Consider the following 24,935-nt stretch of genomic DNA (forward strand, 5'->3'; position numbering starts at 1 on the left):
GGCCATGGCCTGCACAAGGAAGTCCGCCGATGCGACTAAGTAGTTTATCGATACCTATCCTGGCACTCGCGCTGACCGCTTGTGGTGGCGAGGCCGAAGAATCGGATCCTCGCGCTGCACCGAGCGTGGAGAGTGCCGCACCGGAGGATATTGCTGTCGATGGACAGGAAGTGCGCATCCTCGCCTTCGGGGACAGCCTGTTCGCCGGTTACAATTTGGCTGAACACGAGGGCTATCCCGAGCGGCTTGAGCGTGCGCTGCGAGAAAATGGCATCAACGCGCGAGTAGTCGATGCAGGGGTGTCGGGCGACACCAGTGCGGCTGGCCGGCAGCGGCTCGGCTTTGTACTTGATGCGCAGGGCGAAAAGCCGGACCTCGTCATGTTGGAGCTGGGCGGCAACGATATGCTGCGCGGCATCCAGCCCGCCGATACGCGCGCCAATTTCGAGGCGATGCTGCAGGAACTGCAAACCCGGGAAATACCGGTGCTGCTGATGGGCATGCGGTCGCCGCCCAACTACGGGCCGGAATACCAGCAGGCCTTCGACGGTATGTATGGCGAGTTGGCCAGGGAGTACGGTGTCGAGCTGGTTCCGTTCTGGCTGGAAAGCATCTACCAGTCGCCCGAACTGTTCCAGTCGGATCGCATCCATCCAACCGCTGCCGGCATCGATGCGCTGGTGGCCGATACGATCGACGATGTGAGGGGCGCGCTGCCCGAAGGCTAGGCGCGTTCGGCCTTCCCGCCCGACACCCGCCAGACGGCGGCCTTGCCGGCGATGCTTTCGAAAGGTGCGAGTTCCGTCCCGGTCATCCAGACCTGCGCGCCGCTGGCATCGAGCTGGTCGAACAGGGCTGCACGCCGCACCGGGTCGAGATGCGCGGCTACCTCGTCCAGCAGGAGCACGCCGGCGCGTCCCTGCGCTGCGAGAGCTGCATGGGCAAGGGTGATTGCCACCAGCATGGCCTTTTGTTCGCCGGTCGAGCTTTGCGCTGCCGGCACGCGCTTGGCGGCGTGGATGACTTCCAGTTCGTCGCGATGCGGACCCACCAGCGTACGCTGGGCAGCGCGGTCGCGCTGGCGGCCGTCGAACAAGGCCTGCGACAAGGCTTCGGGACCGTCTGCACCTCCGGGTACGTAGGTGAGGGCAGGGCGGGCGAAGGGTTCGCTCGGCATATGCGCGATGCGCGCGGCGAGCGTGTCGACCAGTGCCGCCCGTCCCGCCACCAGCCTCCCGCCATGCTCGACCATCTGCGCCTCGATGGCATCGAGCCAGGCGCTCTCCGGTGCGCGATCGTCTGCAAGCAGGCGGTTTCGTTCTCGCAAGGCCGCTTCATATCGCGCCGCGTGCTGTGCATGTGCGGGATCGAGCGCGAGCGCCATACGGTCGATGAAGCGGCGGCGATCTGCCGCGGGGCCGGTAAAGAGACCGTCCATCGCCGGAGTCAGCCATGTCATCGCCAGCCACTCGCCAAGCGCGGTGGCCGTGGCATCGGCGCCGTTGATCCGCACCTTGCGGCGTCCGGGTGTCGCGCTTTCCGAATAGGTGGCGAGTCGGACGGGGTCGTCATTGCCTGCCGAAAGGCTGGCTCCGACGCCGAAACCGTTTTGCGAACCATTCTGTACGACTTCGGAGAGTGCTGCCCGCCTCAGGCCGCGCCCGGGAGCGAGCAGCGAGAGGGCTTCCAACACATTGGTCTTGCCCGCACCGTTCTCGCCCACGAGCAGGTTGAATCGCGAGGTTTCGGAAAGCTCGGTTGCTTCGTGATTACGGAAACGGGCGAGGGAAATGCGGTCGAGCATGAACGCGTGAAGCCCTAACGTGCACCGGGATTCCAGACCAGCCGAAATGCTAAATCCAATAGTTGGGAAAATTTCCCAACCTTTCGGATTGATGAACGGCTTAAGTGTCTTCCATTCAGTCAGGAATGGCGGAATTCTCCCGTTTTCGAAGTTTGGCACGCCCGTTGCAAACCCTTGGGTGTCCACCGGATGGTCCGGCAGACAGGACAAGGAAAAGGGAAATACTCGAAATGTTCGCTGCAGATTTTGCCAACAACAAGGCTCTCGCTGCCGTCTTCGCCTTCGGCGCCACGGCTCTCATGATGGCTTATGCGATCGTACCTGCCAGCCCGGCCGGACTTCTCGCCTGATCCATGATCGCAAACTCTCTCAAGGAAGAAGGATACATGTTCGATTCTGACAACTACGGCGGAAAGCTTCTCGCAGCCGCTTTCTCGCTGGCCCTCTCGGCCGTCATGATGGCCTATGCCATCGTCCCTGCTAGCCCGAATGGAGTGCTCGTATGAGCCAGCTCAAATACCGTGAAAACGATTATGCCGTGAAACCCATCGACGGTTTCCGCCTCGACCACCAGCGCGGCAAGCTGATGGGCGTTTGCTCCGGCATCGGCCGCTACACCGGCATCGACACCATCTGGGTGCGCATCGGTTTCGTTGCGGGCGCATTCCTGAGCTTCGGCACTGCCGCGCTCATCTATCTCGCGATCGGCCTGATCGCGGACTGACCACGACCGAAACGTCAATCGACCCGGTTTTCATGCCGGTCGTGGCACAATCTGGAAAACCGGGAGGGGCCGTCTGGCCCCTCTCTTCGTTCTCACATCGCTGAAATGCCGCCGTCGAGCTTGATCTCCGCGCCGGTCATGAACTTGCTCTCGTCGCTGGCGAGATAAACGACTGCATTGGCGATATCGTCCGGTTCGCCGACTTTCTTGAGCGGGATCTGCCGGGCGAGCTTTTCCATCAGCACATCCTTGTCGAGGCTATGCGCTCGCGCCGTTCCATCCAGGATCGGCGTGTCGACGAAGGTCGGGTGGATGGAATTGCAGCGGATATCCATGCGGTTCTTCGCGCAGTGCAGCGCGATGGATTTCGACAGCATCCACACCGCAGCCTTGCTTGAATTGTAGGCGGGCATGGTGTCGCTGGCGATCAGTCCGGCGATGCTCGAGATGTTGACGATGGAGCCGGGCGCATGTTCGCGCATCAGCGGCAGCGCCTTCTGGCAACCGTGGAAGATCGAATCCACATTGACCGAGAAACACCGCTTCCAATCGTCGAAATCGCAGGTCTCGATATTGCCCGCAACGCCGATCCCGGCATTGTTGACCAGCACGTTGAGCCCGCCGAGGTTCTCGCGCGCGGCATCGACGGCCGCCTCCCATGCATGCGGATCGGTGACATCGTGTTGGATCGAAAACGCCGTGCCATCGCCCAATGCCTCGTTGATGAGGGCGGCGGTTTCGGCGGCCCCATCACCATTGACGTCGGTCGCGAGCACGCGCGCACCTTCTTCTGCCAGCCGGCGGGCATGCGCGCGGCCAAGCCCCTGCGCTCCGCCGGTTACCAATGCCAGCTTACCCTCGCAGCGGCCTGCCATATTTAATCTCCCTCGATAATGCCTTGTCCAAGGAGCAGGAGCATACGCACGTCGACCCCGCAACCCTCATGGCGCTTGGCATCGAGAAAGGCGGGCAATTCCTGGAGCGCGACACGGTGGACGATGATGTTCTCGCCCTCGACCCCGCCGCCATCGCTGACCTTTGTCAGACCGCGCGCGCGAACGAGGGTGAAGCTCTCGCTCACCATGCCGGGCGAGGAATAGAAGCAGCCAATGTTTTCGAGCACTTCGGCGCGGTAACCGGTTTCCTCTTCCAGCTCGCGCCCGGCAGCGGCGAGCGGATCTTCGTCCTCTGCGCTGTCATCGTCACCGATCAGGCCGGCGGGAAGTTCGATGCAATTACGCTCCAGCGGAACGCGGTATTGTTCGACGAGAAGGACGTGGCCGTCTTCGTCAACCGCCAGGATGACGGCAGCGCGAATACCTCGACTGCGCGAGACATATTCCCACCGCCCGCGCTTCTTCGCGGTGATGAAACTTCCCTGCCATTTGATTTCTTCGGCTGCGTCGTGATCGGGAACTCCCACCCGTCAGACCTCGATCAGGCGGTCGGGCAGTTCGTTCTCGTCATGCTCTCCGCGCGGGAAGTGCTCTGCCAGCACCAGGCCGACATCGCGCACACCCGCCGCCAGTCCTTCCGCAATCCGGCCGCGGCTGACTTCGGCCAGCATGTCGACCATCGCTTCACCCCATACCTCGGCAGGAACGCGTGTCGCGATGGGTTCGTCGGCCACGATCTCGGCGCGGTGCTCGCGCATCGAAAGGTACAGCAGGACGCCGGTGCGCCCATGCGTGCGCCGCTCTGCGCCAACCTTGAAATGCCGGATTGCCTCCTCACGCACACGGATTTCGGTCACGGGGGAGGGGATCAGGCGGAACTTGAGAGGCTGCCACAACTGTATCGCAAGTACGGCGAGAAATTTCGTCAGGCCAACCGCGAGCAGGATCGTCGCGAACTCGCCGCTGGTCCATTCGGCAGTCCAGCCGCCCATCATCCAGTCGATCTTGTCGAGGAAGAAATCGGGAAAGGCGACCATCACGCTCATCGCGGTGAAGCTTGCCCCGATCGCCCACCAGAGGGCGACATCGGTATAACCATCCGACCGGTCGGCCAGCACGGTCACGATTTCGCCGCTGGTTTGCTCTTCCGCCAGTGCGACTGCATCGCTGACGATTTGGTGCCCTTTTGCGTCGAGATAACCCATTTACCAGCCCCCCGAGGCGCCGCCGCCCCCGAAACTTCCGCCACCGCCGGAAAAGCCTCCGAACCCGCCGCCGCCAAAGCCGCCTCCGCCGCCCCAGCCGCCGCGCGAGCCGCCATCGATGCCGCGCGCGATCGCTTTGCCGGCCTCCCACAGGATAATGTCGCGCGCCGTATCGCCCCAAGGCCCGCGGCGATAGCGCCGCCGCCGCCGCCCGCGTCCGCGCAGCATCGGCAGGATGAAGAAGAAAAACACGAAGGCGAACCAGATCAGTCCGCCGATGGGAAAGCCTTCACCCTCGGAGGCACGCCGCCGCTCCGATTGTTGCGCGATTTGCGCCGCCTCTTCTGGCGGGAGTTCGAGTTGCGCGATGATTTGGTCCGAGGCCCAATCGATGCCGCCGGAGAAGTCTCCATCACGGAAATAGGGCGTCATGCCCTGAATATATTCGTAAGCGAGGCCATCGGGGATGATCCCTTCGAGGCCGTATCCGACCTCGACCCGCATCGCCCTGTCATTGGGCGCGACGATGAGGATGATCCCGTCATCGTTCTCGGCATCGCCCAATTGCCAAAATCGGCCCAACTGGTAGCCGTAGTCCGCAATGTCATAGCCTTCCAGATCGGCAATCGTCGCAACCACGAATTGCCGCTCGCTGCGCTGCTCGAACTCGAGGAGCTTGGTCTCCAGTGCCTGCTCCTCTGCCGGCGTTAGCAGGTCAGCCTGGTCGACCACGGGCGAATTGTTGAGGGGCGGGAAGCTGGGCTGGGCGTACGCTGGCGCGGTCAGGCCGAGCATTGCGAAAGCGAGGAGCATGAAAAGGCGGGCAATCATGCTGCTTCCTTGAATTGAGGTTCGCGCAGGCGCTCGCCTAACCGGGCTATCCCATGGGCTAACCCGTCACCAAATTGGCCTTCTCGAAAGTGATGCATCATCTCGTCGACCACCATCTGGGCGAAGTTATTCGTTACGACTTCCTCCAATCCGGTGCCTACCTCCAGTCTTACCTGTTTCTCCTTGGGGGCAACGAGGATGAGCAGACCGTCGTTGCGCTCGGCGCTTCCCACCCCCCAACCGTTTGCCAGTGTCCGCGCATAATCTTCGACACTCAAGCCATCGAGTGAAGAGGTGGTCACAACGACCAATTGCGCACGAGTCTCTATCTCGAGCATCTCGAGCCTGCCGCTTAGTTTGCGCTCCACATCAGGAGGTAAAACTTCGGCCGCATCGGTAACTCGCCCTGTAGGCATCAGAGGGAGAAACGCTTCGTTCTCGTTCGCCGCAGTTTCTTGTGGATCGCCAATTTCCGGGGCGCCACCGCATCCGGTCAGCACCGCGAATAGTAACAGGCCTGGTAAGGCGCGGATCATGGCTACCTCCCTCCGGGGCAGGGTGCTGACCTGTTTACTCTGCGTCGCTGCGCATATCGAGCTGCGGGGCGGTTTCCGCGCCTTCGGTCACGGCGTCATAGGGCACCATCGGCTCGGCACCGTGAATGATGTTCGCACCGATCGTTTCGGGGAAGGTGCGGATTCGGGTGTTATAGTCGCGCACCGCATCGTTGTAATCCTTGATCGAGATGGCGATGCGGTTCTCGGTGCCTTCGAGCTGGGTCATGAAGCGTCCGAAGTTCTCTTGGCTGCGCAGCTCGGGATAGCGTTCGACCGATACGAGCAGACGACTGATCGCCGTTCCAAGGTTCTCCTGCGCCTGCTGATACTGCTGCATCTTCGCCGGATCCTGCAAATCGTCGCCGTCGAGCTTGATCTCGGGACGGGTTGCCGAGGCGCGCGCCTGGATCACCTCGTTCAGCGTCTGGCGCTCCTGCTCCGCCGAGGACATCACCACCTGTTCGAGGTTGGGAATGAGATTGGCGCGGCGCTGGAAATCCGCTTCGACATTCGCCCACTTGGCCTTCGCATTCTCTTCGGCGGCCGGAACCGAATTGATGCCGCAGGCCGACAGCGCAAGCATCGCTGCACCAAGCGTGGCGGTGCGAATGGCGGTGAAACGGTTCATGTCTGGAAACTCCCCTTCAATACTGTCTTACCGAGATAGCACGCTTGCCCGCGCTTTCAAGCGAAGCGGGGTTGAGGACGTGCGATTGTCGTGCAATCAACGCTGCAGGGACAACCGGGTTGCAGGAGGGACTACGCATGCTGAAGGATTTCAAGGCATTCATCGCCAAGGGCAACGTCATCGACCTGGCGGTGGCGGTCATCATCGGCGCGGCATTCGGGGCGATCGTCAAATCGCTGACCGACGAGATCATCATGCCGGTGGTCGGCGCGATCTTCGGCGGGGCCGATTTCAGCCGCTATTTCATCCTGCTCGATACGCCCGCAGACTACGACGGACCGATGGACGACTATGCTGCCTTGCAAGAGGCTGGCGCAGCAATGATCGGTTACGGCAGCTTCGTTACCGCGATCATCAATTTCCTGATCCTCGCCTTCATCATCTTCCTCCTGGTGCGCTACGCCAAGAAGGTGATGGCCGAATTCGAGGAAAAGGAAGAGGCAGCGCCCTCGGGCCCGACCGAACTCGATATCCTCAAGGAAATCCGCGACGAATTGCGCGCCGCGCGCCCCGACTATGCACCCGAAGAAGGGCCGATGGGGTAAGATCCTCCCCTCCTGCCTGCGGGAGGGGATACACTTCACATTAAGCGTTTGATCGCTATATGGGACCTGCCGGCGCGAGCCGGATATGGCGATAAATGGCGCCGTGTAATAGGTGCAACGGACCCGGGGGCAGTACCCGGCGGCTCCACCATAACCCGCGGATAATGCGCGGTTTTTGACGGGGCCGAACTAGGATCGACGTGTGCTGAAAGACGGTGTTTTCGCCCGGGCTGAGTAACCCGTAAAACTGTTCACAACACACAAGTGCCAACGATAACGAAGCACTCGCTCTCGCAGCGTAATCTGACGGGCTAACGCCCTGATCTTACAAAGCTAAAGCGCGGTTGGACCCACCGGGCAACAGAAGCGGATTCCGGGGCTCCGGGGGTAGCTAGCAACAGAAACCCCCACCTTCGCAAACTGTCGGATTGACCTATTCCGAAGTCGGTTCTTCGGATTCGGCGGCCTTTTTGGCGTCCTGCTCATACCGGATCGCGTCCAGTATCTTTGCACCGCCGAGCATGACGGCGCCGCCCGTGGCCGCCATCAGCAGGTAACCGCCGATGCCGGGATATTCGACCGTGTAGTTGGCGCCGCGCGTCATTGCGCCAAGGGCAAGGGCGTAGATGATCAGATACGCTTCCCAGCGCGTCTTGATCACGAACAGCCTTTTCACCTTGGTCCACATGGGTGGCGCGGTCTCCTTTGTTAACCTCTTGATATGCAATGAGCGTGCCACAAACACGTTCCTGCCGAGTCGCGTGGTTAATACGAGACCGAGTGTAAAATCGGACGACGCAGAGTCGACGGCGTTAACCTTTTACGGAGGGACTTAGGCGAGGGTGTCCAGATTCAGGACACTTAAAAGCGCCTCGCGTGCCTCGATGACCTGGCTCGCCAATTCGTCACTGCCGATCTGCGACGGTTCGATGGCTTCCGGCCACATTTCGGCGACAACAGCCTCGATGCGCTGGGCTTTCGCCTCGTCCATCATGAAGCGCTGGTCGACGGTCGCCGGGTCCGCCACGACGCGCAGGCGCAGGCAGGCGGGGCCGCCGCCATTGGCCATCGACTGGCGTACGTCCACGGGGATGACCTTGCGGATCGGGCCGTTGCTGGCGAGCATGCTCTCGCAATAGGCCCAGACGCTTGCGCTCTCCTGGCATTCGCTTGGGACAACCAGCGCCATTTCGCCGCTGGGCAGGGTGAGGAGTTGCGCGTTGAACAGGTAGGTGCGGATCGCTTCTTCGAGGCTGACCGCGCTTTCGGGCACCTCGACAACTTCGAGCGCGGGAAAGGCATCGCGGATGGCCTCGTAGGCGCCCTTCTGGTCGGCAAAGGCTCGTTCGTGGGTGAACAGAACGCGCTCGTTGGCGACGGAAACGACATCGTTATGGAACGCGCCGGCTTCGATGGCCTCCGGGTTCTGTTCGATGAAAACGCACCTGTCGGAGTCGAGCCCGTGTAGGCGTGCAATGGCGCGGCTGGCCTGTTCGTGCTGGCGCGCGGGAAACTTGCCGCCCTGCCGGCCCCAGACGAACACCTCTACGCCTCGGGCATCGTGCCCTTCGCAGAAACGCATGTGGTTGGCCGCGCCTTCGTCGCCGAATGCGGGGAGCACGGCATCATGGATGGTGAAGTGCTCCTCGTCGCCGAACGCGATAGAGAGCTGCGCCTGCGTGTCCTGCCATTCCTGCGCGCGGTGCGGCATGGTGACGAGGTTGGCGGGCGTCAGGTGGCAGCGTCCGTCGGCCGTATCGGGCGCGGGACTGACGGTGGCGGCATTGGCGGTCCACATGCTCGAGGCCGACCATGCGGCGGCCAGCAGTTGGCGCGGTGCGTGCTCGTCGATGGCAAGGCCGCGGACGAGGTCGCCATTGGGACGCGGCAACGGGAGCAGGAAGCCCTGCGCTAGCCCCAGCGCCATGTTCGAGCGCATCTTGGCGATGCCCTGCAGCGCAGCCGCGCGCGGGTAGGAAGTATCGCCCTTGTGGCTCGCGCTGGCGATATTGCCGAGGCTGAGCCCTGCGTAATTGTGGCTGGGGCCGACGATTCCGTCGAAGTTGATTTCCACGAGGCTCATCGGGCCACGCTCCACACAATGTCGCCAACGCCGACCTCGAGCGATTTGGCGCAGATTTCGTCGATCGCTACGGTCTCGTCATCGCCGAATTCGCGCATGCCGTAGGCAGACTTGAACCCGCCGAGTTCGCCGGTCGCAACCAGTGCACGTTCGCCGATGTCGAGATCGGTGGCTGTCACGCGTGCGGGTTTCGCCTCGCGGATGCTTTTCACATTGTCGGTGCGCGCGGTCATGGTCGGACCGCCGTCGAAAATGTCGACATAGCCTTCCGCCGCAAAGCCCTCGTTCTCCAGCATGCGCATGGCAGCACGGCCGCTGGGGTGGGGGACGCCGATGACCTTGCGCGCCTCATCGCTCAGCATTTCGACATAGACCGGGTGCTTGGGCATCAGATCGGCGATGAACTGGTTTCCGTTCGTCGCATTGAAATAGTCGGCTTCTTGGAAGGTCATGCCGAAAAACCGGCCCGCGACGCCGTCCCAGAAGGGCGATCCGCCGCGATCGTCGATCACGCCGCGCAATTCGGCGAGGATGCGGTCGGCAAAGCGCGCGCGGTGCATGGCGATGAAGAGGTAGCGGCTGCGTGCCAGCAGCAGGCCGTGTCCGCCCGCGCGCTCGCCCGGGTGCAGGAACAGCCCGCCGACTTCGGAGGACCCTTCGAGATCGGTGACGAGGCTAAGCAGTTCGGCGCGCACGGTGCGGTCGAGTTCCTGGCTGTGCTGCGTCAGCGTGTTGAGGCGGTAGGAATAGAACGGCCACTGCTGGCCGACCTGGCTGAAAATCTGGCAGGTCCCGCGCACCTGGCCGGTCTCGGTATTTTCGAGCACGAGCGTGAACTGGTCATCTCCCAATTCGTGGTCAGTGCGCGAAAAGGCTTGGTCGGCACGCTCGAGCTTCCTGGTCAGCGCTGCCTTGTCGGCCGGCAGGTTGGTGAACCCGCCGCCGGTGAGTTTGGCCATTTCATAGAGGTGGTCGAGGTCGTCGATATGCGCGGCGCGCAGGCGAAACGTCACAAAAGGTCTCCGGTGGAAAGCTTCGTCAGGACCAGCGCGGACAGCGCCGCGCGTTCCCTCAGCGAAGGTACGATCATGAATTCGTCTGGCGAATGGATTGCTCCGCCGCGCACGCCCATCGTGTCGACCACGGGGACGCCGGTGGCGGCGATATTATTGCCGTCGCACACGCCGCCGGTGGGTTTCCAGCCGATGGTCTGGCCGAGTTCTGCCCCGCATGCTTTGACGAGATCGAACAGGGCTTGCGCCTTTGCGTCGACCGGCTTGGGCGGGCGGGTCACGCCGCCGTGACGGTGGATGCCGACTTCGTGCTCGGCCTCGATTCCGCGGAGGATCGCGTCGAGTTCGCCGTCGAAGCGGTTCATCGCATCGGTCGATTTGGGGCGGATGTTGAAGCGCAGGATGGCGAGGTCGGGAACGACGTTGTTGGCCGCACCGCCCTCGATTTTCGCAGGATTCACCGTGATGTCCTCGGCCTCCAGCGCCTTGATGCGCAGGACAAGGTCGGAAGCAGCGACGATGGCGTTGCGACCCTCGTGCGGATTACGGCCTGCATGCGCGCTGCGACCCGTGATGGTGATCGAGTAATTGCCCGTGCCGCCGCGTGCATGGGCGAGCGTGCCGTCGGGCAGGGCGCTGGGTTCGTAGGTCAGCGCGGCATATTTCCCGCGCGCCAGCTCTTCGATCAGGCCGCGGCTGGCGAGGCTGCCGGTTTCCTCGTCCGAATTGATCATCACGTCATAGCCGACGCGCGCTGCACTCTCGGTCTGCTCGAACAGCTTCAGCGTATGAAGGATGATATTGAGGCCGCCCTTCATATCGGCGGTGCCGGGGCCGTTGATCGTTTCGTCATCGAGCCAGGTCACTTCCTGGAAGGGATGGTCGACGGGGAAGACCGTGTCCATGTGGCCGGTCAGCACAAAGCGCCGCTCTGCCTCGGGGCGCACGCGCAAGACCATGTGCTGGCCGTGCGGCTTCTCGAATTCGCGGCCCTCGGCCGAAATGGCGGTCACGGTCGCGGGATCGACCAGTTCGACATCGCCGGGCAGCACGGAGAAGGCATCGGCGAGCACGCCTGCCATCTTGTTTAGGCCCTCGATATTCGCCGTGCCGGTGTTGATCGCCGCCCAGTCCTGCACCTCGCGCAGCATGGTGTCTGCGTCGACGGCGTCCAAGAGGGCTTGCGGGGCACTATCCGGTTTCATCGGTAACGTCCTTAGACGCGCGGGCAATCAAGTCCACCCCGCCGCTTGCAATCGTCAACCGGTCTCGTCATAGGTGGGGCACTCCTCCCCGGGTCCACATCGCCAGTTCGATTACCTTTGAGGAGTTCCATGAGCAATTACGTGACGCGCGCCGGTATCGAGGTCGACCGGGAGCTTGCCACATTCGTCGAAAGCGACGTCCTGCCCCCGCTGGGCAAGGAGGCGGATGCATTCTGGCAGGGTTTCGCGGCGCTGCTGGGAGAGTTCGCGCCGCGCAATGGCGCGCTGCTCGAAAGGCGCGAGGAATTGCAGGCGAACATCGATGCCTGGCATATCGAGCGCAAGGGTCAGCCTCATGACGCGGGTGCCTATCGCGCTTTCCTTGAAGAGATTGGCTACCTCGTCCCCGAGCCGGGCGATTTCACGATCGGGACCGAGAATGTCGACCCGGAGATCGCCACCATGGCGGGGCCGCAGCTGGTGGTCCCCATCCTCAACGCGCGCTTTCTGCTCAACGCCGCCAATGCGCGTTGGGGCAGTCTGTACGATGCGTTCTACGGGACGGACGCTCTGGATGCGCCGCCGGCAAGGCCGGGAGGCTATGACGAGGCGCGCGGTGCGGCTGTCATCGCCGAGGGGCGCACGTTCCTCGACGAGGTTCTCCCGCTGGTGGATGGCAGCTGGGCCGACGTTTCGGATGCCAGCGAAGTCAGGCTGAAGAACGAGGGCCAGCGGGTCGGAGCGACGCAAGGGGGGCTGCTGTTCAGGAATAACGGCCTCCACATCGAATTGCGGATCGATCCGGGGAGCGCCATCGGCAAGTCGGACAAGGCTGGTATTTCAGATATCGTCCTTGAAGCTGCCCTGACGACAATCGCCGATTGCGAGGATTCGGTGGCGGCGGTCGATGCAGAGGACAAGCTGCTCGCCTATCGCAATTGGCTGGGCATCATTCGCGGCGACCTCGCCGAGAGTTTCGAGAAGGGCGGGAAGACGCTGACCCGCGAACTGGCTGGCGATGTCACTTACACCGATGGCGAGGGGGATGAACACACGCTGCCCGGTCGCAGCCTGATGTTCGTGCGCAATGTCGGCCATCTGATGACCAATCCGGCCATGATGTGGGATGGAAAGGAGATACCCGAAGGCATTCTGGATGCGGTGATGACCAGCGCGATCTCGGCGCAGGACGTTGCGGGGCTGGGCAAATACGGCAACAGCCGGAAAGGCAGCATCTACATCGTGAAGCCCAAGATGCATGGGCCGGAAGAATGCGCCTTCACCAACGATCTGTTCGATGCAGTTGAGGACCTGCTGGGCCTCCCGCGTTTCACCATCAAGGTCGGCGTGATGGACGAGGAGAGGCGCACCAGCGCCAATCTCGCCGCCTGTATCCAAGCGGTGAAGGACCGGATCGTGTTCATCAACACAGGCTTCCTCGACCGCACGGGCGACGAGATCCACACGTCGATGCGGGCCGGCCCCATGATGCGCAAGGGCGAGATGAAGAACTCCGCCTGGCTCAAGGCCTATGAGGCGCGCAATGTCGGGATCGGGCTCGCACATGGCCTCTCGGGCCGCGCGCAGATCGGCAAGGGCATGTGGGCCGCGCCCGATCTGATGGGCCAGATGATGCTGGAGAAAATCGGCCATCTGCGCGCAGGGGCGAACACGGCCTGGGTGCCGAGCCCGACGGCCGCCACGCTCCACGCGATCCACTACCACCGCGAGAATGTGTTCGAGATCCAGAAAGGGCTGGGCGATGCCGCGAAGCTCGACGAACTGCTCGCGATACCGCTCGCCGATGGGACCAACTGGTCCGAGGACGAAATCCGCGAAGAGCTCGACAACAATTGCCAAGGTTTGCTTGGCTATGTGGTTCGCTGGATCGACCAGGGCGTGGGCTGCTCCAAGGTGCCCGACATCAACGACGTGGGCCTGATGGAAGACCGCGCTACGCTGCGAATCTCCAGCCAGCATATCGCCAACTGGCTGCTTCACGGGGTGATCTCGGAGAGCCAGGTAATGGAGTCGCTGCGCCGGATGGCGGCCAAGGTGGACCAGCAGAATTCGGGCGATCCCTTCTACGAGCCGCTGCTCGAAAATGAGGACGGGCCCGCCTTCAGCGCCGCCAAGGACCTGATTTTCAAGGGTGTCGAACAGCCCAGCGGCTACACCGAACCACTGCTCCACCAATGGCGGCGGCGGAAGAAGGAAAGCGCCTGATCGGCATCTCAAGCATATGGTAAATATTTGGAGCTAGACCGGCGATCATAAACACAAGGATCGCCAGTTTTGTCCGCCGTAGAATACAAGCAGCGCCGCGAGGAGCGCATCGACCTGTTCGTGCGCGCCAGCGTGCATTCGCAGCCCGGTGCAGGCGTCGTGCGGCTGTGCAACATGTCGCCGATCGGCGCGCTGATCGAAGGCGATACGCTGCCGCTGGTGGGCTATGAAGTCGAACTGCGGCGCGGGGCGCTCAGCGTCCCGGGCAAGATCGTCTGGCGCAGCGGCGACCAGGCAGGCGTTTCCTTCTCGCAGCGTACCGTGGTCGAGGACTGGTTCCCCGATGCGCAGCCGCAGGTATCGGTCGATCGCGCCTTCCAGCGGATCGTCGAGGAAATGCGTGAGCGCGGGCCAGTGCGCGAAAGCAAGGCGAGCCTCCACAGCTCCTTCATCACAGCCGACGACATGCACCGCGTCGCAGGCGGTCTCGACGATCTTGCCGACGCGCTATCGGAAGACATGGACCTCGTAATGAAGCTGTCCGAGGAATTGCAGACACTCGACATCGCTGCGCAATTGCTGCGCAAGCTCGCCGAGCAGGAGCGCGCGCGCCTAGGTTAGGGCGCGGGCCAGCGCGACGAAGTCGGCCACTTCGAGCGTCTCGGCACGGCGTTGCGGGTCGATGCCGAGCCCTTCCAGCGCTTCCACCGCACCCGGAACTCCTTTCAGACTCTGGCGCAGCATCTTGCGGCGCTGGCCGAATGCAGCCTCTGTCGCCCGTTCAAGCACCTTGGCCGATACGCCTTCAGGCATGGCGGCAGGTTCGACATGAACGATGGCGCTCATCACCTTGGGCGGCGGGGTGAAGGCGCTGCGGTGGACTTTCATCGCGAGCTTCGCTTCCGCGCGCCACTGGGCAAGGACGGCAAGGCGCCCGAATGCCGACGCGCCAGGCTTGGCGACGATGCGCTGGGCAACCTCCTGCTGGAACATCAGCGTGAGTGAGGTCCATTGCGGCGGCCACTCCTCGCCGCCCATCCAGCGGGTGAAGAGGGCAGTACCGACATTGTAGGGTAGGTTGGAGAGGATGGCGTAAGGCTCGCCGCCCATGATTTCGTCATGGTCGAGTTTGAGCGCATCGCCCTGGATAACATCGAGCCTGCCGGGAAAAGCTTCGCCCAATTCGGCGAGGGCGGGCAGGCAGCGTCGGTCCATCTCGATCGCGGTGACCTGCGCGCCCGCGCGCAGCAACGCGCGGGTGAGGCCGCCCGGACCGGGACCCACTTCGAGCACCCGCCTGCCTTCGAGGCTGCCGGGCAGCGCGGCGATGCGATCGAGCAATTGCTCGTCGAACAGGAAGTTCTGGCCCAGCGCCTTGCTCGCCGACAGCCCGTGCCGCGCGATGACTTCGCGCAAGGGAGGGAGGTCAGCCACGCGAAGCGCGCCGTGCGGCGATTTCTCCCGCCATACGAAGGGCGGCGATCATCGCGCCGGGATCGGCCTTGCCCTTGCCTGCGATATCGAAGGCCGTGCCGTGGTCGGGGCTGGTCCGCACGATGGGCAGGCCGAGCGTGACATTGACGCCCTCGTCGAAATCGAGCGCCTTCAGCGGAATCAGCGCCTGGTCGTGATACATCGCGATTGCCACGTCATAGGCCTTGCGCGCACGCGGAGTGAAGATTGCATCGCCGGGATGCGGTCCCGTGATGGCGAGACCTTCCTTTTCCAAGCTCGCGATGGCCGGGCCGATAACGAATTGCTCCTCGTCGCCGAAACGCCCTTCTTCGCCCGCATGCGGGTTGAGCCCGCACACGGCAATACGCGGTTCTTCGATACCGAAATCTCGCTTCAGCGCCTCGTTGAGAATACGGGCGCGGTGGACGATCAGGTCCTTCGAGATCAGGTCGGGCACTTCGGCCAGCGCGCAGTGCACCGTCAACGGGACGGCGCGCAGGCTGGGGCCGGCGAGCATCATCACCGCATCCTCGCGCGGGCGGCCAAAGGCATCGGCGAGGAACTCGGTCTGGCCCGGCTGGGTGAAGCCGACATGCGCCAGTTCACTCTTCGAAATCGGGGCGGTCACGAGACCGCCAGCTTCGCCGAGCGCAGCACGGCTTGTTGCCTCGACCAGCGAATTGAGCGCGAGGTGTGCGCCAGTCTCATCGGGAATGCCGGGCCGATATTCGGCATCGAGCGTGCCGAGCACCGGAATGGCGTCTTTCCAGACGTCGCGCGCGTGCGAGGGATCGAGTATGCGGACGACATCGAGCGCCAGCCCGCGCATTCGCGCCGCCTTGGCGAGTACGTCCCCGCCGCCCACCACGAAGAAAGGCGACAGGCCCGCCTCGTCGCGGCGCGTCCAGGCTTCGGCGATGATCTCCGGCCCGATCCCGGCCGGATCGCCGAGCGATACAGCCAGTGGCAGCGGGGCGGGGATCAGTTGTACTCGATGTAGGCGTCGTTACGCAGGTCGCGCAGGTAACGCTGGGCGGCCTTGTTGATGCGCTCGTCCTCGAGCTGCGCCATCAGTTCGTCGAAGTCCGGGCCTTCGGCGACCTGCGGATCGTCACGACCGCACAGCATCAGAACGCGCACGCCTTCCGCCACCGAGCCGAAGGGCGGCGTGGATTCGCCGACCTGCATGGCGAGGATCACGTTCTGCAGCTGCTCGGGCAGCGAACGGGCGCGGATCTGGTCGTTGGTGACCACGTTGGCGCCCAGCGCAGCAGCGGTCTCGTCGGCGCTGCCGCAGCCGCGCATGTTCTGGATGCCGCCGAGGAATGTCTGCAGCTTGGCCTCGTTTTCCGCCTGCGAGGCGGACGGATCGAAACTGATCTGGATTTGCTTGAGGCTGAGCATCGCGTCGCGCGGATCGGCCATCAGAACCTGTCGCTTGTCGCGCAGATAGACGATCCAGTAGCCGCCGCCGATCTGGACCGGGCCGACGAGCTGTCCGGGTTCCATCTGGTCGACGATGGTCTCGAGCGCAGGATCGCCCAGTTGCGGCAGGCGGATCCAGTCGAGGTCGCCGCCGACAGCCGCAGTCGAAGCTTCGGAAAACTGGCGGGCATAGGCGACGAAGCTGCCGCCCTGGCGCAATTGCTCGACGATCTTCGTGGCGTTGGCCTCGACAGCTGCCTGGTTTTCGGGAGTTGCCGAAAGGAAGATTTCCCAGACCCAGTATTCATTGGTGCCCTTGGACGCTTCGAGCCGCTCCATCATCTCGTTGACCTCTTCGGCCGAGACGTTGACGAAGAATGCGACCTTCTGGCGCAGTAAGCGCTGCCAGGCGAGTTCGCCCTTGATCTGGCGCTTGAGCGAGGCGGTGGAGGAGCCGATCGACTGGAGATAGGTCTCCATGTCCTCGACCCGCTGGTCGTTCTGCGCGGCGACCCGGGCAAAGGTCTGGTTTACCTCGGAATCGGAAATGACGATCTCTTCGGCCTCGGCAGCCTGGATCTGAAGCGTTTCGTCGATCAGGTTGCGCAGCACCTGTGCGCGCACACGCTGCATTTCCTCCGGCGGGATTTCCTGCTCGTTGGCATTGACAAGCAGTGCCAGACGCTGGTCGAGGTCGGTGCCGGTAATGACATGACCGTTCACGATTGCGGTCGCGCGGCGCACATTCGGATTGGGTTGGGCCAGCATGGTGGGTTGTTCGGGCAGGCCGAGCGTATTTTCTTCCGCCGCGGCACCCTGCGCCACTGCGCCCGGCGCCGACACGGCAAGGCCGAGTGCGGCGGTGAAACCGAGCAATTTCGATACGATATGTGCGTTCACGCTTATCTTCCCTTGCGGCACCTCCGGGGTGCCCGAATGCGCTGGGGTTTGGCCTTGCGAGGCTTAACCGTAGCTGATTGGAGCGCGCGGATAGCGCGTTTGACCGGTGCTGCCAACATGTGCGGCCTAACGGAAACCCAGATTTTTCAGGCTGAAGTATAGCTGGAAGGTATCGCCGCGCCGCGCATCACCCGCAGAGATGTAATCGCGCCGCCATGTCGCACCCATTTCCAGGCAGTCGTCCTGGTAGGCAACGCCCAGCCTTGTGCGGATCGGCTGGAAACCGTCGCTCGACAAGGTGGGGTCTTCCTCGCGGTCGGTGAGGTTGAACACGCCCGACCCGAACATCGACCAGTAATTGGCAAAGGCGACACGCACTGCTGCGCGCAATTCCTCGCGGTCCTGCAAATCCTCGATCGTGTCGATATTGCGGTTGAGGCGAAGGTAGCCGACTTCCGCATAGGTGCGGCTGGTACCGACCGTCGCATCGAATTCGTTGCGGCGGACGGCGAGGTTGTCCTTGTCGAGCCGGAAGCGGTGCGCGAGCTTGAGGAAATCGCGATAGCGCACTTCGGTCCGGCCCACGATGTCGCTGACCTTCTCGGAAAGGCCCGTGCCATCGGGGAAGATGTCGCGGTCGGCGTCGAGCCGGTAGGACTGGCCGATAGTGGTGAAGACCTCGAAACCCGGCCGCCGCAGTCTGTAATCGAAACCGTAGGTGACGCGCGCGCCGTCTTCGACGCGGTCGTAGCCGGGGAAGCGGTTGAGGGCGAAGAGGTTGGAATCTTCCAGGTCGATCGCCCGCGCATCCTCGTTGGGGATCGCCAGGTTCTTGATCGGCGGGGTGACGACGAATTGCACGCGCGGCGTAAACACTTGCTCGCCGCCGAGGAATTCGCTGACCAGTGGCCATTCGAGATCGGCGGCCGCCAGCGCAATCGCGCGCGATTCCCAACCCTCGTTCCCGCGGTAGGATGGCGTCGGGTTGAGGGCATTGCCATCCGAATGGTAGACATCGCCGCGCACGAGACCGGTCAGGGTAAAGACCTGGCCAAGGCCGGTTATGCTGCGCCTGCTCCACTGCCCCTGTGCGAAGGCACGCTCGGTTTCCTGCCCCAGCTTGCGCACCACGGCGAGGCTGTTGGCCTGAAGGTCGATCTTGCCGCCGAGCACGGGCGGTTCGAGGCGATAGCGGAAATCGACCAGCGGCAGGGCGACGGGCACGGTCTTCTGATCCTGGTTGAGGCGCAAAGTCTGCGTCACCCACCCGGCAACCGAGAAATACGAATTGTCGTCAATCCGCTCGAGATCGAGGTTCGAGCGCAGGCGGTCGTCGCGACTGATGTCGTAACGCCGCAGGAAGGTCTTGTCGCTGGCAAGGCGAAGCGAACCGGTCAGGCTCCAGTATTGGTTGAACTGGAACTTGCCGTTGGCGAAGACATAGCCGCGCGGGTCGGCCTGGCTTGTCGGGACACCCGTAAAGCCGGAAATGCGGCGGCTGTGCGTGGCATATCCGGTTATCTGGTAGGCGCCCTTGTCGGTCAGGTGGCGCCACTGTGCAGACACCATCGGCGTGGTCTTCGAAAACAGGTAGGCCGAGAGCGTCAGGTCCTTGTTATCGGCCATGCGCACGTAATAGCTGCCCGAAACCTCGACCCCGTTGCTTTCCGAAATCCTGAGGTCGGGAACGAGAAAGCCCGAGACGCCGCCATCGTCGGTCCGCACCGACAGGCCGGGAAGCGGGATGAGCCGCTGGCCGAACAGCTCGAGATAGGCGCCCCGGAAACTGACCTTCGCCTTGGACGGGTCGTAGATCACGCGGTCGGCGGTGATGCGCCAGCTCGGGTCCTTGTTGCAGCCTTCGGGAGTGACCACGGCGCAGGCGCTGTAAGCGGCCTGTTCCAGCTCGATCGTCCCGTCGCTCTCGCGCACGCCCTTGTTGGCGGCGAGGCGGCCACCCTGGCGCAGCGCGAGCAGCAGGTCTTCCATCGCCCCAGCCTCGAACTCGTCGGTCAATTCCACGCGCTCGGTGTAAAGCTGGTTGCCGTTTTCATCGACGAAGCGGACATTGCCGCTGGCGATGATCACGCCAGTGCGCTGGCTCCAGCTGACGCTGTCGGCACGTAGTGAGCGGTCGCCCGACTGCATGATGACATCGCCTTCTGCCGTGGTGACATCGGCATCGGAATCGTAGCTGAGGATATCCGCCTCGAATGCGATCTGCCGCTCGCCCGCCGCATTGAATTCGGGCGGGGGCAGGCCGGGTTCGTCCTCGCTGGCGATGACGACCGCGCCATCGGCATCGAGAACTACTTCTTCGGGCGGAGCAGGAAGATCGCTCGCATCCTCGCCTTCGGGCTGCTCGACCGTTCCCGTGCCCGTGGCTGCGCCGTCCTGCGCCAAGGATGGGGCGGCAGCCATCAGCGCCAGCACCGCGCTCGCGGTGCCGAACAGGCGGAAAGCAGCATTGGCAGAGCTGGCGCGGCCCTTTTGCATGGCTTGCCTATCGCACCGGCCATCCCTAAGCGCAATCGCGTTCAAGCGGGCGGCCCGGGTTGCGGGCGACAGTCCGTCAGTCAAGTATTCGGGAGATCCCATGAAAATCCAGTTCAGCCAGTCCCGTCCGCAAGGCGCGCGCCTCATTGCGCATGTGGTCGACAAGGGCAAGCTTCCTGCTGCAACCAATGCCGCAATGCGCGCCGGTGCCGAGGCCGCCCGCTTCAAGGGCAATGCCGGCCAGACCTTCGACGGCTTCGTCGAGGATGGAGACACCGTGGCCCGTCTCGCGATTGCAGGGGCTGGCGACAAGAACGACGAGGCACGCCTCGCCAATCTGGAAAAGGCAGGCGCGGCGCTGGCCGGCAAATACCAGTCGACCGGCGATGCCGACATGGTGCTCGACCTGTCCGAAAGCGGACTGTCGGCAGACGAAGCAGCGCACGTCCTGCTTGGCCTGCGCCTGCGTAACTGGCGTTATGACATCTATCGCACCAAGCTGAAGGACGAGCAGAAGATCACGCTCGAGAGCGTCACCGTGGTGGGCGCGCCCGAAGGTATCGAAGCGGCATGGGCAGATGCAGCGGCGCTGGCCGATGGCGTCGAACTGACCCGCGAACTCGTGACCGAGCCGGCCAATATCATCTACCCCGAAAGCTTCGTCGAGCGCGTCAAGCAGCGCTTCGAAGGAACCGAGGCGGAAATCATCGTGCTCGACGAAAAGCAGATGACCGACATGGGCATGGGTTCGCTGCTCGGCGTGGGGCAGGGCTCCGCGCGCGAATCGCGCATCCTCGCCATCCGCTGGAACGGCGGCGGCAGCGAGGCCCCGACCGCTTTCGTCGGCAAGGGCGTGACCTTCGACACCGGCGGCATCTCGATCAAGCCGGGACCCGGCATGGAAGACATGAAGTGGGACATGGGCGGCGCCGGCGCGGTGGCGGGCGGCATGCTCGCTCTGGTCAAGCGCAAGGCCAAGGCCAATGTCGTGGGCGTGATGGGCCTCGTCGAGAACATGCCCGACGGCAATGCACAGCGCCCGGGTGATGTGGTCACCTCGATGAGCGGCCAGACCATCGAAATCCTCAACACGGATGCCGAAGGCCGCCTGGTTCTCGCCGATGCGCTGCACTGGACGCAGGAGGAATTCCAGCCGAGCCGCATCGTCGATTTCGCCACGCTGACCGGCGCGATCATTATCGCGCTCGGCCATGAGTATGCAGGCCTCTTCTCGAATAACGACCAGCTTTCGAAGGACCTTGCCGATGCAGGCGAGGCGACCGGCGACAAGGTCTGGCGCATGCCGGTGGGCAAGGCCTACGACAAGCTGATCGACTCGCCCATCGCCGATATGAAGAACATCGGCGGCAAGGGCGCAGGCTCGATCACCGCCGCGCAGTTCCTCCAGCGCTTCATCGCCGACGATACGCCCTGGGCGCATATCGACATCGCCGGCATGGCCTGGTCGGACAAGCCGGGCCGCACCTGGGGCAAGGGCGCCACGGGCTACGGCGTGCGCCTGATCGACCGGCTGATCTCCGACACGGCAGAAGGCTGACCGGAAACCCGCGTCATGGCGAAGATGAGGCGCAAGGCAGACCTTCCGACCAAGGTCTGCGCCACTTGCGGTCTCACCTTCGCCTGGCGCAAGAAATGGGCGCGCGACTGGGACGAAGTGCGCTATTGCTCCGAGAGGTGCAGGCGGAATAAGTCTGGCGTTCAATGACCCGCGTCGATTTCTATCAATTGAGCCGTGACCCGGTGGCTGTCACAGTGGCCAAACTCGCCCGCAAGGTCCTGCAGGCGGGGGAGCGGCTGGTGGTGGTCGCAGAAGACGACGGATTGCGTGAAGCGCTTTCCAAGACATTGTGGGAGCAGGGTGGAGGCAGTTTCCTCGCCCATGGCCCGGCAGACGGCCCGCACGCCGCGCGCCAGCCGATCCTTATTTCCGGCGGCTGCGACGCGCCGAACGAAGCGCGCATGGCCATTCTTGCCGACGGCAAATGGCGCGAAGAGGCAGCCAGGTTCGACCGCACCATGTTGCTCTTCGATGCCGAAGCGACCGATGCGGCGCGAGGCCTGTGGCGCGATCTGGCGGCGCGGGACGAGATCGACAACCGCATCTTCAAGCAGACCCCTGAGGGGGGCTGGCGCGAAGGGCGCTGAACTTTCAGGAACTTGAGACAGTCTCACCCGTCGATTGGGCATGAGATACCTGCGTGCCATCCTTGTAGTCCCCGTACTCGTTTTGTCAGCCTGCAATAAGGCCGATGACGCAGGCGAGGCTTCGACGGAAAGCGAAATGGCAGAGCCCGTCGGGTCCTACGATATCGATCCTCAGACGGGAGAAATTCGCGCAACGCACACCGATGCGGCCGGAATTACCACCACCATGCGCGCCGGAGAGGCCGTAGAGGCGCGCTTTCCGGAGCCTTTCACTGCCTATCCTTCGGCGAAGATCACCAACACTACGCGCGTCGAACAGGGTGAGGGCGCCTTCGTCACAGTCGAATTTACCTCACCCGATCCGCGCAAGCAGATCGTCGAATTCTACCGCGCGCAGGCGAAGGAGGCCGGGATCGATCCCGATATCGAGATCGATGGCGGGGAGACGACCACGCTCGGAGGCGAAAATCTCGATGTGAAAACCAGCTTCGCGCTCCAGGTCACCCGGGTCGGCGATGTCACGGAGGGCCAGCTTTCGGTCGCCAGCGGCTTCGACTAATCCTTGCTCGCGCGCGCGCACGGCGCTAGGGGCGCGCGCGAGAACTCTCTCCCCCGATAAAACACGCAATTCGCAAGGAACACATGTCATGGCGGTTACCCGCACCTTTTCGATCATCAAGCCCGATGCCACCCGCCGCAACCTGACCGGCGCCGTCACCAAGATGCTCGAAGACGCCGGCCTGCGCGTCGTCGCATCGAAGCGCATCCAGATGACCCGCGAACAGGCCGAAGGCTTCTACGCGGTCCACAAGGAACGCCCCTTCTTCGGTGAACTGGTCGACTTCATGATCTCGGGTCCGGTCGTCGTGCAGGTCCTCGAAGGCGAAGACGCCGTGAAGGCCAACCGCGATGTGATGGGCGCCACCAATCCGGCCGATGCCGACGAAGGCACCATCCGCAAGACCTATGCGGAATCGATCGAAGCGAACTCGGTCCACGGTTCGGACAGCGACGAGAATGCGAAGATCGAAATCGACTTCTTCTTCGACGAAAGCGAACTCGTCGGCTGATTATCATTTGATAACAGCTGTTTGGGGATAAAATTCCTAAACAAAACAAATGAGTTAGCGAACGGGCGCATCCTTTGTTAGGGTGCGCCCGTTATGGTTTTCGGGTCGCTCCTTCCCAAACGTCCTCGCAAGGTGCGTGAACAGCACGTGCGCGAGATGGCGGAGGCGCTGAATGCGCTCGACTACGAGCGTCTGCAGAAGATCGCGTCGGAAGACCTGACCATATTCAATGCGCGCAGCGGTTCGAGCAACGGTCTTGATGCCTTCATCGAGAAAGACCGGAAATTCCGGGAGCAGGCCGGCCGCCCGCAAATCATCATTGAGGACCTGATCCATCATGATGACGAGATTCTGGTGAGCGGCCAGCTAGAGAGCAAGCATGCCGACGTCGGTGGTCCGACCATGTGGCGTGTCGAATTCGACGGGCCGCTGATCCGCCGGATCGAGATTACGCGCACCGAGCTGCGCGCTCACGACGCCTAGACCGCGAATTCATCCATTTGGTTTTTGTGCTTTGCGTGCGAGTCCCCGCGCGCGCGCGTTAGTTCGTCTTCCATCGCAGTATTCGCCGCTGCCGTGAATTCGAGGCTCAACTGGCGATAGGCTTTTGTTATGGTCCCTAGCCAGTCCGAATTGAGATCGTCGAACGCGATGGTTGCAGCGGGATTGGGATGGGCGGACAGGGCCGATTCCATCCGCCTTTCGCGCAGGGAGAGTTTGCGCGACCACTCGCGTTCTAGTGCTTCGATATCTCGCATCTCGCTTTGGAACGCCATCTGGCTCGCGACCATCGATACGCTGCTGGCGAGGACCTCGTCGTGCGCCCTTTCGCATCGCACTATCCGTGCTTCGGGGAATTGCTCGAGCAAGGCCGGCAGGTCCTCGGCGAATTGCGGGCATTTGAGCACCCGCGGCTTGTCCGCGTTGCCATGTGCGGCCGCGTCGGTGCGCAGTATGCGGGCAAATTCCCGGTAGACCGGCGCAGCGTCGCGCTGCTCGCTGAAGGCGACAAACGAGGGGATGCGCCACTGCGCCTCGAAGGAAGCCGGTGACAATGCCGCTGCCAGCCAGCCGATTTCCTCGTCCGTGCGAGTCGCGCCGAAGGGATGTAGCGTTTCCAGCCAGGGATTGACCTTGCGCGCCATGAACAGGGCTGCGCGGGCCTTGAGCGGGCGCAGGTCGGGTGTAGCCGGGACGGGATCGTGACTATCGCAGAACCGCGTGCCCGCGTGATGCGGGTCGGCGGCAAGCAGGCGCTGCATCCTCGTCGTGCCGCTGCGCATCTGGCCGAGCACAATGATCGGAGGCGCGATCTGCGTGGCAGCAAGCCCGGGTTCCTCGCGCCACAACCGGCCCAGCGCGTGGCGCTTGCGGATCGCGTTCTTGAGCTGCCCGTAGGCCATGGTGTGACCCAGGGCATTGAGCTGCGCCTCGTCGCGCAAGGCCGCGCAGAGCTTCTCCAGCCTGAGGCGAAAGTCGGCGACATCCTCGGCGCTACGGATCGAGATTTCATCGTCCGCGGTGAAGCCTTTCGCGCCGAGCTCCCAAAGGTAATCCGGCTCCAGCGGCGGCTTCTCGTCCCAGCCGCGCCGCCATACCTTCTCGATCAGCTCGCTGGCGCGCTCTGCGAAACGGGAGCGCACAAA

At 63.2% G+C, this 24,935-nt stretch carries 29 protein-coding genes and 1 other RNA gene; 14 read left to right on the forward strand and 16 right to left on the reverse strand.

Features of this window, described 5'->3' with window-relative positions; genetic code table 11:
* Positions 1-125: 125 nt before the first annotated feature.
* Entirely contained in the window at positions 126-728 is a 603-nt protein-coding gene (locus tag K3178_RS03690; protein ID WP_345719843.1) for an arylesterase, read from the forward strand.
* On the opposite strand, the gene recF is transcribed toward K3178_RS03690, so the two are convergent.
* On the reverse strand, positions 725-1,804 hold the full coding sequence (gene recF, locus K3178_RS03695; RefSeq protein WP_221570019.1) for a DNA replication/repair protein RecF: 1,080 nt from the start codon (positions 1,802-1,804) through the stop codon (positions 725-727). The two genes, K3178_RS03690 and recF, sit on opposite strands and share 4 nt — an antisense overlap.
* A 230-nt stretch (positions 1,805-2,034) precedes the next feature.
* Between recF and K3178_RS03700 the strand changes: the two genes are divergently transcribed.
* The 3 genes from K3178_RS03700 to K3178_RS03710 are packed head-to-tail and all read left to right on the forward strand — an operon-like array spanning position 2,035 to position 2,528.
* Positions 2,035-2,154: a recombination protein F gene (locus tag K3178_RS03700; protein ID WP_221570020.1), complete on the forward strand. Its 120-nt coding sequence runs from the start codon at positions 2,035-2,037 to the stop codon at positions 2,152-2,154.
* A 36-nt stretch (positions 2,155-2,190) separates the two neighbouring features.
* Entirely contained in the window at positions 2,191-2,310 is a 120-nt protein-coding gene (locus K3178_RS03705; protein ID WP_221570021.1) for a recombination protein F, read from the forward strand.
* A complete protein-coding gene (locus K3178_RS03710) occupies positions 2,307-2,528 on the forward strand; it encodes a PspC domain-containing protein (RefSeq protein WP_221570022.1) in 222 nt (73 codons plus the stop codon). Before K3178_RS03705 ends, K3178_RS03710 begins: the two co-directional genes overlap by 4 nt.
* A gap of 92 nt (positions 2,529-2,620) precedes the next feature.
* Here the strand turns inward: K3178_RS03710 and K3178_RS03715 are convergent, their stop codons facing one another.
* From K3178_RS03715 to K3178_RS03740, 6 genes are read right to left on the reverse strand one after another with little or no spacing between them, the layout of a single operon-like run.
* Complete coding sequence (locus K3178_RS03715) at positions 2,621-3,403, reverse strand: SDR family oxidoreductase (protein ID WP_221570023.1); 783 nt, start codon at positions 3,401-3,403, stop codon at positions 2,621-2,623.
* 2 nt (positions 3,404-3,405) lie between these two features.
* Entirely contained in the window at positions 3,406-3,951 is a 546-nt protein-coding gene (locus K3178_RS03720; protein WP_221570024.1) for an NUDIX hydrolase, read from the reverse strand.
* A gap of 3 nt (positions 3,952-3,954) precedes the next feature.
* The gene (locus tag K3178_RS03725) at positions 3,955-4,629 is read right to left on the reverse strand and encodes a TPM domain-containing protein (RefSeq protein ID WP_221570025.1); all 675 of its coding nucleotides are present in this window, start codon (positions 4,627-4,629) and stop codon (positions 3,955-3,957) included.
* Positions 4,630-5,460, reverse strand: coding sequence for a TPM domain-containing protein (locus K3178_RS03730; RefSeq protein WP_221570026.1), 831 nt, complete (start codon positions 5,458-5,460; stop codon positions 4,630-4,632).
* Complete coding sequence (locus K3178_RS03735; protein ID WP_221570027.1) at positions 5,457-5,996, reverse strand: TPM domain-containing protein; 540 nt, start codon at positions 5,994-5,996, stop codon at positions 5,457-5,459. Before K3178_RS03735 ends, K3178_RS03730 begins: the two co-directional genes overlap by 4 nt.
* Before the next feature lie 34 nt (positions 5,997-6,030).
* A complete protein-coding gene (locus K3178_RS03740) occupies positions 6,031-6,645 on the reverse strand; it encodes a LemA family protein (protein WP_221570028.1) in 615 nt (204 codons plus the stop codon).
* A 137-nt stretch (positions 6,646-6,782) separates the two neighbouring features.
* On the opposite strand from K3178_RS03740, the gene mscL reads away from it, so the two are divergent.
* Both mscL and ssrA read left to right on the forward strand, forming a co-directional pair.
* Complete coding sequence (gene mscL / locus K3178_RS03745; protein WP_221570029.1) at positions 6,783-7,250, forward strand: large conductance mechanosensitive channel protein MscL; 468 nt, start codon at positions 6,783-6,785, stop codon at positions 7,248-7,250.
* A gap of 30 nt (positions 7,251-7,280) precedes the next feature.
* Positions 7,281-7,625, forward strand: a transfer-messenger RNA (tmRNA) gene (gene ssrA / locus K3178_RS03750).
* A 58-nt stretch (positions 7,626-7,683) separates the two neighbouring features.
* Here ssrA and K3178_RS03755 read toward each other — a convergent pair.
* From K3178_RS03755 to K3178_RS03770, 4 genes are all read right to left on the reverse strand, one after another.
* Positions 7,684-7,938 carry a hypothetical protein gene (locus K3178_RS03755; protein ID WP_221570030.1) on the reverse strand — a complete coding sequence of 85 codons (255 nt, stop codon included), beginning with the start codon at positions 7,936-7,938 and terminating at the stop codon, positions 7,684-7,686.
* A gap of 144 nt (positions 7,939-8,082) precedes the next feature.
* Positions 8,083-9,333, reverse strand: a complete 1,251-nt coding sequence (locus K3178_RS03760) for an N-succinylarginine dihydrolase (RefSeq protein WP_221570031.1) — start codon at positions 9,331-9,333, stop codon at positions 8,083-8,085.
* Positions 9,330-10,346, reverse strand: a complete 1,017-nt coding sequence (locus K3178_RS03765) for an arginine N-succinyltransferase (protein WP_221570032.1) — start codon at positions 10,344-10,346, stop codon at positions 9,330-9,332. The genes K3178_RS03760 and K3178_RS03765 overlap by 4 nt, the downstream gene beginning before the upstream one ends.
* The gene (locus tag K3178_RS03770) at positions 10,343-11,551 is read right to left on the reverse strand and encodes a hydrolase (RefSeq protein WP_221570033.1); all 1,209 of its coding nucleotides are present in this window, start codon (positions 11,549-11,551) and stop codon (positions 10,343-10,345) included. The genes K3178_RS03765 and K3178_RS03770 overlap by 4 nt, the downstream gene beginning before the upstream one ends.
* Positions 11,552-11,680: 129 nt before the next feature.
* Between K3178_RS03770 and K3178_RS03775 the strand changes: the two genes are divergently transcribed.
* Both K3178_RS03775 and K3178_RS03780 read left to right on the forward strand, forming a co-directional pair.
* Entirely contained in the window at positions 11,681-13,777 is a 2,097-nt protein-coding gene (locus K3178_RS03775) for a malate synthase G (protein ID WP_221570034.1), read from the forward strand.
* A 69-nt stretch (positions 13,778-13,846) separates the two neighbouring features.
* On the forward strand, positions 13,847-14,398 hold the full coding sequence (locus K3178_RS03780; protein WP_221570035.1) for a PilZ domain-containing protein: 552 nt from the start codon (positions 13,847-13,849) through the stop codon (positions 14,396-14,398).
* On the opposite strand, the gene rsmA is transcribed toward K3178_RS03780, so the two are convergent.
* The 4 genes from rsmA to K3178_RS03800 form a co-directional block, all read right to left on the reverse strand.
* Positions 14,390-15,211, reverse strand: coding sequence for a 16S rRNA (adenine(1518)-N(6)/adenine(1519)-N(6))-dimethyltransferase RsmA (gene rsmA, locus K3178_RS03785; RefSeq protein ID WP_221570036.1), 822 nt, complete (start codon positions 15,209-15,211; stop codon positions 14,390-14,392). The two genes, K3178_RS03780 and rsmA, sit on opposite strands and share 9 nt — an antisense overlap.
* Positions 15,204-16,214 carry a 4-hydroxythreonine-4-phosphate dehydrogenase PdxA gene (gene pdxA, locus K3178_RS03790; protein WP_425594608.1) on the reverse strand — a complete coding sequence of 337 codons (1,011 nt, stop codon included), beginning with the start codon at positions 16,212-16,214 and terminating at the stop codon, positions 15,204-15,206. The genes rsmA and pdxA overlap by 8 nt, the downstream gene beginning before the upstream one ends.
* Positions 16,214-17,557 (reverse strand): peptidylprolyl isomerase, encoded by a 1,344-nt coding sequence (locus K3178_RS03795; protein WP_221570037.1) that lies wholly within the window; start codon positions 17,555-17,557, stop codon positions 16,214-16,216. The genes pdxA and K3178_RS03795 overlap by 1 nt, the downstream gene beginning before the upstream one ends.
* A 126-nt stretch (positions 17,558-17,683) precedes the next feature.
* Complete coding sequence (locus K3178_RS03800; protein ID WP_221570038.1) at positions 17,684-20,053, reverse strand: LPS-assembly protein LptD; 2,370 nt, start codon at positions 20,051-20,053, stop codon at positions 17,684-17,686.
* A 100-nt stretch (positions 20,054-20,153) separates the two neighbouring features.
* Between K3178_RS03800 and K3178_RS03805 the strand changes: the two genes are divergently transcribed.
* From K3178_RS03805 to K3178_RS03830, 6 genes are all read left to right on the forward strand, one after another.
* Positions 20,154-21,611 (forward strand): leucyl aminopeptidase, encoded by a 1,458-nt coding sequence (locus K3178_RS03805; RefSeq protein WP_221570039.1) that lies wholly within the window; start codon positions 20,154-20,156, stop codon positions 21,609-21,611.
* Between the two features lie 15 nt (positions 21,612-21,626).
* Positions 21,627-21,779, forward strand: coding sequence for a DUF2256 domain-containing protein (locus K3178_RS03810; protein ID WP_221570040.1), 153 nt, complete (start codon positions 21,627-21,629; stop codon positions 21,777-21,779).
* Positions 21,776-22,219: a DNA polymerase III subunit chi gene (locus K3178_RS03815; protein ID WP_221570041.1), complete on the forward strand. Its 444-nt coding sequence runs from the start codon at positions 21,776-21,778 to the stop codon at positions 22,217-22,219. The genes K3178_RS03810 and K3178_RS03815 overlap by 4 nt, the downstream gene beginning before the upstream one ends.
* Before the next feature lie 136 nt (positions 22,220-22,355).
* A complete protein-coding gene (locus K3178_RS03820; RefSeq protein WP_221570042.1) occupies positions 22,356-22,778 on the forward strand; it encodes a hypothetical protein in 423 nt (140 codons plus the stop codon).
* A gap of 88 nt (positions 22,779-22,866) precedes the next feature.
* On the forward strand, positions 22,867-23,289 hold the full coding sequence (ndk, locus tag K3178_RS03825) for a nucleoside-diphosphate kinase (protein ID WP_221570043.1): 423 nt from the start codon (positions 22,867-22,869) through the stop codon (positions 23,287-23,289).
* Positions 23,290-23,421: 132 nt separating this feature from the next.
* On the forward strand, positions 23,422-23,772 hold the full coding sequence (locus K3178_RS03830; protein ID WP_221570044.1) for a nuclear transport factor 2 family protein: 351 nt from the start codon (positions 23,422-23,424) through the stop codon (positions 23,770-23,772).
* Here K3178_RS03830 and K3178_RS03835 read toward each other — a convergent pair.
* Positions 23,769-24,932 carry a sulfotransferase family protein gene (locus K3178_RS03835; RefSeq protein ID WP_221570045.1) on the reverse strand — a complete coding sequence of 388 codons (1,164 nt, stop codon included), beginning with the start codon at positions 24,930-24,932 and terminating at the stop codon, positions 23,769-23,771. The genes K3178_RS03830 and K3178_RS03835 overlap by 4 nt on opposite strands.
* Between the last annotated feature and the right edge of the window lie 3 nt (positions 24,933-24,935).

It is taken from the genome of Qipengyuania sphaerica (assembly GCF_019711595.1).
GTDB classification, from domain to species: domain Bacteria; phylum Pseudomonadota; class Alphaproteobacteria; order Sphingomonadales; family Sphingomonadaceae; genus Qipengyuania; species Qipengyuania sphaerica.